We start from the raw sequence: 5,165 nt of genomic DNA on the forward strand, positions 1-5,165 counted from the left end.
ACGCCACACCCCGCCCCGGACGGCTGACCGCCGCCGCGGCGCTGGCCGCGCTGGAAGGGCTGGCCCTCGCCGTGGGCGGCGGTGCCATCCTCGTGATGGGGCTGGCGGGTGACCCGGACGATCGTCAGCAGGCCGTCACCGGAGGCGTCACGCTGATCGTCCTCGCGCTGCTGCCGCTGCTCGCCGCGCGGGGACTGTTCCTGCGGCGCGGCTGGAGCCGGGGGCCGGCGGTCATCACGCAGATCATGGCGCTCCCGGTGGCGTACAACCTGCTCCAGGCCGACAGCCTGGCCATCCCGGGCGGGATCGTCCTCGCGGTCGTCGCCGTCACCGCGCTGGTCCTTCTCGTGAACCCGGCGACGACCCAGGCTCTCGGCATCCGGGGCCCGGGGGATGTGCAGGACCAGAAGTGAGACAAGCCCTCGCGGCAGGCGCCGCGAGGGCGAGGTGGACTACTCCTCGACCAGGAGCTTCTCCCGGAGCTGGGCCAGGGTGCGGGCCAGCAGCCGGGAGACGTGCATCTGGGAGATGCCGACTTCCTGGGCGATCTGCGACTGCGTCATGTTGCCGAAGAAGCGGAGGAGGAGAATCCGCTTCTCTCGCGGGGGGAGATCCTCCAAGAGGGGCTTGAGGGATTCGCGGTACTCCACGCCCTCCAGCGCCTCGTCCTCCGCGCCCAGGGTGTCCGCGACCGCGGGTGACTCGTCGTCCGTGTCGGGGACGTCCAGCGAGAGGGTCGAATAGGCGTTCGCCGACTCCAGGCCCTCCAGGACCTCTTCCTCCGAGATGGACAGCTTCTCGGCCAGCTCGTGGACGGTGGGGGAGCGTCCGTGCTGCTGGGAGAGCTCCGCCGTGGCCGTGGTGAGCGCCAGGCGCAGCTCCTGGAGCCGGCGGGGGACGCGGACGGCCCAGCCCTTGTCGCGGAAGTGACGCTTGATCTCGCCGACCACCGTGGGCGTGGCGTACGTCGAGAACTCGACTCCGCGGTCCGGGTCGAAGCGGTCCACCGACTTGATCAGGCCGATGGTGGCGACCTGGGTGAGGTCGTCCAGTGGCTCGCCGCGGTTGCGGAAGCGGCGCGCGAGGTGCTCCACGAGCGGCAGGTGCATCCGGACGAGCCGGTTGCGCAGCTCCGCGTACTCGGCGCTGCCGTCCTTCAGCGCGCGCAACTCGACGAACATCGCCCGCGCCCCGCTGCGGTCCTGGGGGTCGTGCTGCGTGCCCCGCACGCTGTGCTCACCGTTCCGCTCGTGCTCGCTCATAGTCCCGCCCGCCGTCACCCGACGCCGCCCTTCCGAGGACGTGGTGCTCCGTACGGCACCCTCCGGATTCCGTCGCCCGTCGGAGAGCTCCCCGTGCTCCTCGTCGTCGATCGGCTCTGCCCGCTGAGACGCTCCGGCCACCGCCGGGGAGTCGTCCTCCGGATGCGGCCGGGCCTGCTCGGGGATGCCGTCGACGCCGTCCGCCCAGTGCCGTGGCCCGCCCGGGCCGTCTGCGCCCTCGGCGGGAAGTTCCCGTGTGCCGCGCTCTTCGTCCCGCACCGGCCCTTCCCCGTTCCTCACGCCGGCCCGGGTCCCGCGCCGCGCTGTTTGTAGAGGCTGATCGAAACGGTTTTGTCGTCGTCGACGGCGGACGACACCTTGCCCGCGAGGGCCGACAGGACGGTCCAGGCGAAGGTGTCGCGCGAGGGGGCGTGGCCGTCCGTGGTCGGGGCGGAGACCGTCACCTCGAGTGAGTCGTCGACGAGGCGGAAGACACAGCTGAGCACCGAGCCGGGCACGGCCTGCTGGAGCAGGATCGCGCAGGCCTCGTCGACCGCGATGCGCAGGTCCTCGATCTCGTCGAGGGTGAAGTCCAAACGGGCCGCGAGGCCGGCCGTGGCCGTACGCAGCACCGACAGGTAGGCACCCGCGGCCGGCAGCCGGACTTCCACGAAGTCCTGGGTCGCGGGCTCGCCTGCGATCTGGGACACCCTCACCTCCAAGGTGGTACAAGCTGTTTCGGGGTCCGAGGGTCGCCCCTCGGGGTAACGCGCTAAGTGGTTCAGCGGTGACGCTACCGCGCTCCCAAGTTCCCTGTCCTGGGGACCCCGCCCCTTGTTGTCACTCATAGTAAGCACATGAACACGCTCGGTGGCTAGGGGTCTGCGGGCCTCAAATAGGAAGAGCGCGCGCCGGATTGACGTACCCACACGTCAGACGGTCGAACCGTGTCACATGAGTACGCGCTCGCGTCGTCTGTGTCATGCGCATTTCCGTTCTCCGGTTGCGTGCCCGGTGGACGCGCGTCATACGAGTACGTGGTCGACGAAGCACCAGCGCCAGTTCTCGCCGGGTTCGAAGGTCCGCATGATGGGGTGGCCGCTCTCCTTGTAGTGCTCGGTCGAGTGTCGGCCCGGCGAGGTGTCGCAGCAGCCGACGTATCCGCACGACAGACACAGCCGCAGTTGCACCGGGTGCGAGCCGGCGGCCTGACACTCGGGGCAGGTGTCGCTGAGCGGCGCCGGCTCCGGGGCAGGCAGCGCGTCGGCGTGCGTGCACTGTTTCATGATTGCCAGGTTACGACGGGCGCGCGGAACATCGCGCGGAAAAAGAGGGTGGGCGAGGACATGCACGTGTTGCCGCTGCTGATGCTGGTCGCGGGCAGTGTCGCCGTCGCCGGTGCGGCCCGTCGTACGCCGGTGCCGCCGCCCCTGCTGCTCGTCGCGGTGGGCCTGGCCGTCTCGTACATGCCCGGGGTGCCCTCGTACGAGCTCGACCCGGATGTCGTGCTGCCGCTGATCCTGCCGCCGCTGCTGTACACCGCGGCCACGGAGAGCTCGTACCTCGACCTGCGGGCCCAACTGCGTCCGGTGGCGCTGTTGTCGGTCGGCTACGTGCTGTTCGCGACCCTCGTCGTCGGCTGGGCCGCCTACCTGATCGTGCCCGGGCTGCCGCTGACCGCCGCACTGGTGCTCGGCGCGGTGGTGGCGCCACCGGACGCGGTCGCGGCGACGGCGGTCGCACGCCGGGTGGGGCTTCCGTCGCGGCTCACCACGATCCTCCAGGGCGAGTCCCTGGTGAACGACGCCACCGCGATCACCGCGTACCGGGTGGCCCTGGCGGCCGCGATCGGCGAGGGCGCGACCTGGGCCGGCGCGATCGGCGAGTTCGTGCTGGCGGCGGTCGGCGGGATCGCGGTGGGGCTGTTGCTGATGATGCCGATCCACTGGCTGCGCACCCACCTGAAGGAAGCGCTTCTGCAAAACACCCTCTCCTTGCTGATCCCCTTCGTCGCGTACGGACTCGCCGAGTGGGTGCACGCCTCCGGAGTGCTCGCCGTGGTCGTCGTCGGCCTCTACCTGGGGTTTCGCAACTGGCAGGTCGACTTCGCGACCCGGCTCCAGGAGGAGGCGGTCTGGAAGATGGTCGGCTTCCTGCTGGAGTCAGCGGTGTTCGCACTTATCGGACTGCAACTGAAGGTCGTCCTCGAAGGGCTCGGGGAGTACGAGGGGACGCGCGCCGCCTGGTACGCGATCGCCGTCTTCCTCGTGGTGGTCGTCTGCCGCTTCCTGTGGGTGTACCCGGCGACCTTCCTGCCGCGGCTGCTCTCGCGACGGATCAGGGAACGGGAGGCGAACCCCACCTGGAAGGGCCCCTTCATCGTCGGCTGGGCCGGAATGCGGGGCGTGGTGTCGCTGGCCATCGCCTTCTCGATCCCGACGAGCGTGCACGGCGGGGACGATTTCCCCGGGCGCAACCTGCTGCTCTTCCTGACCTTCACCACGGTCATCGGCACCCTGGTCGTCCAGGGCCTCACCCTGCCCCCGCTGATCCGCGTGCTGCGTCTGCCCGGGCGTGACCTCCAGGCCGAGACGCTCGCCGAGGCCAACGCCCAGGCGCAGGCCTCCCGGGTCGCCGAGGAGCGCCTCGACGAGCTGCTCGCGGACGAGCGCAACGCCCTGCCACCACCACTGGCCGACCGGCTCCGCTCGGTCCTGGAGAGGCGCCGCAACGCCGTGTGGGAGCGGCTGGGCTCGGCGAACCCCGTGACCGGCGAGACCGTCGACGACACCTACAGCCGCCTCTCACGGGAGGTGATCGGCACCGAACGGGCCGTCTTCGTGAAGCTGCGGGACGGCCGGTACATCGACGACGAGATGCTCCGGACCCTGCTGCGCAGACTGGACCTGGAGGAGGCGGCGGCCTACCGGGAGTCGGAGGGGTGAGGGCGGCCCGCTAGGTGGTGACCGCCGCGAACGGCGCTCCCGTGATCACCGCCGCGAGGGTCGCGCCACGGGGGAAGGCGCCCTCTTCGGCGAGGGTGACGAGTCCGTACAGCATCTTGGCCACATACAGACGCTCGACCGGCAGTCCGTGGCGCTGCTCGAACTCCTCTGCGAAAGCGTCGAGTTCCGGGGTGGTGCGGGCGTAGCCGCCGAAGTGGAAGCGGTCGTCGAGGGACCAGTCGCCGCGAGGGCCGCCGAAGGCCCGCTGCTGCAGGGCGTGTACCTCGGCGGTCAGGAAGCCGCCCCGCAGGACGGGGACACCCAGGGCACGCTGTCCGGGCGCGAGGCCCGCGGACAGCCCCGCGAGGGTACCGCCGGTGCCGCAGGCCAACGCCACGACATCGGCCCGGCCGCGCAGTTCCTCGCCCAGCTCCTGACAGCCACGTACGGCGAGGGAGTTGCTGCCGCCCTCGGGGACGACGTACGCGTCCTCGGCGTCCGCGGTGCGGAGGATCGCCGCCAGCGTCTCCGGGTCGGTCTTGTGGCGGTACGTCGACCGCGCGACGAAGCGCAGCCTCATGCCGTCGGCCGCGCACCGGGCCAGCGACGGGTTGAGAGGGCGGTCGGCCAGCTCCTCGCCCCGCACGACCCCGATGGTGGGCAGCCCCAGCAGACGGCCCGCGGCGGCCGTGGCCCGCAGATGGTTCGAGTACGCGCCGCCGAAGGTGACCACTTGGCGGCCCGCCGCGGCACGCAGGTTCGGGGCGAGCTTGCGCCACTTGTTCCCGACCAGCTCCGGATGGATCAGATCGTCGCGCTTCACCATCAGCCGCACACCGCGCCGCCCGAACCGCTCGTCCTCGATGTGATGCAGGGGGGACGGCAGGTTCGGCTGCAGGGCGTCGAGGCTGGTCACCTGCCCATTGTCGGACAGAGGGCCGGGGCTGGGGTACCAGCG

6 protein-coding genes are annotated in these 5,165 nt (G+C 71.0%); 2 read left to right on the forward strand and 4 right to left on the reverse strand.

The annotated features are described in order from the left end of the window. On the forward strand, positions 1 to 413 hold a 413-nt coding region (locus FNH08_RS44040), incomplete at its 5' end, for a hypothetical protein (protein ID WP_152777125.1). 39 nt (positions 414 to 452) lie between these two features. Here the strand turns inward: FNH08_RS44040 and FNH08_RS44045 are convergent. From FNH08_RS44045 to FNH08_RS44055, 3 genes are all read right to left on the reverse strand, one after another. Then, positions 453 to 1,541, reverse strand: a complete 1,089-nt coding sequence (locus tag FNH08_RS44045) for an RNA polymerase sigma factor SigF (RefSeq protein ID WP_322726428.1) — start codon at positions 1,539 to 1,541, stop codon at positions 453 to 455. Between the two features lie 17 nt (positions 1,542 to 1,558). Next, positions 1,559 to 1,972 (reverse strand): ATP-binding protein, encoded by a 414-nt coding sequence (locus FNH08_RS44050; protein ID WP_015657891.1) that lies wholly within the window; start codon positions 1,970 to 1,972, stop codon positions 1,559 to 1,561. Between the two features lie 315 nt (positions 1,973 to 2,287). After that, positions 2,288 to 2,548: a UBP-type zinc finger domain-containing protein gene (locus FNH08_RS44055; protein WP_152777127.1), complete on the reverse strand. Its 261-nt coding sequence runs from the start codon at positions 2,546 to 2,548 to the stop codon at positions 2,288 to 2,290. A gap of 60 nt (positions 2,549 to 2,608) precedes the next feature. Between FNH08_RS44055 and FNH08_RS44060 the strand changes: the two genes are divergently transcribed. Continuing rightward, a complete protein-coding gene (locus tag FNH08_RS44060; RefSeq protein WP_152777128.1) occupies positions 2,609 to 4,207 on the forward strand; it encodes a Na+/H+ antiporter in 1,599 nt (532 codons plus the stop codon). A gap of 10 nt (positions 4,208 to 4,217) precedes the next feature. Here the strand turns inward: FNH08_RS44060 and FNH08_RS44065 are convergent, their stop codons facing one another. Further along, positions 4,218 to 5,123, reverse strand: a complete 906-nt coding sequence (locus FNH08_RS44065; protein WP_322726429.1) for a 1-aminocyclopropane-1-carboxylate deaminase/D-cysteine desulfhydrase — start codon at positions 5,121 to 5,123, stop codon at positions 4,218 to 4,220. Positions 5,124 to 5,165: the final 42 nt, after the last annotated feature.

The sequence above is a fragment of the Streptomyces spongiae genome (genome assembly GCF_009377185.1).
GTDB lineage: Bacteria > Actinomycetota > Actinomycetes > Streptomycetales > Streptomycetaceae > Streptomyces > Streptomyces spongiae.

Bases quoted from the DNA above. Each gene is read 5' to 3' on its own strand.
- FNH08_RS44055 (WP_152777127.1), bottom strand. From the start codon at position 2,548: ATGAAACAGTGCACGCACGCCGACGCGCTGCCTGCCCCGGAGCCGGCG.
- FNH08_RS44060 (WP_152777128.1), top strand. From the start codon at position 2,609: ATGCACGTGTTGCCGCTGCTGATGCTGGTCGCGGGCAGTGTCGCCGTC.